Source organism: Mesorhizobium sp. WSM4813 (assembly GCF_055811555.1).
The window spans coordinates 1-462 of the sequence record NZ_JBVVQU010000162.1 but is presented as its reverse complement, the minus strand read 5'-3'; the positions used below and the strand labels follow the sequence as shown (position 1 = coordinate 462).

General features: G+C 57.8%; 1 protein-coding gene. It reads right to left on the bottom strand.

The annotated features are described in order from the left end of the window. The coding region (locus AC0L25_RS32505; RefSeq protein ID WP_473599198.1) for a DUF892 family protein at nt 1–113 on the bottom strand (113 nt) is incomplete at its 3' end. Between the last annotated feature and the right edge of the window lie 349 nt (nt 114–462).

The window sequence follows — 462 nt, the reverse complement described above, 5'->3', positions numbered from 1 at the left end:
TCGGGATAGTTTTCCAGACGCTCGATTTGGCCGCTCAAAATGGTCTCGGCCTGTTCTTCCATGGCGTGAGCGTCGCGCAGCCACTGCACCAGACGTTCTTTGGGCTCCGTCATGTCCGTCTCCGTTGGTCAGCATAGTTTTACTGCCAGCGCAACGTCGCCACAGACAGTTAGTTCCGTCGAGTGGATCGGCCAACCCGAGGAGATCATGCGATCCTTGAGGCGGTTGACCGCCGCTGACAATATGACGCAAAAGGAGAACGCTAAGGTCGAAGCGCAGCTCGCGATCGCACGCGCAATGATCCGGGCCGGCCGGCCGTTCTAGGTGCGTAATAGTCGACCGCAGTGAAGCCTTAAAGTTTCGGCCCTAGATCACGGCGCATGAGACGCGCTTCTCTCAGGATCGAGGCACGATCAAGTCCGATCAGCGATACAATGTCGCGTATTTGCTGCTCGGTGGCAC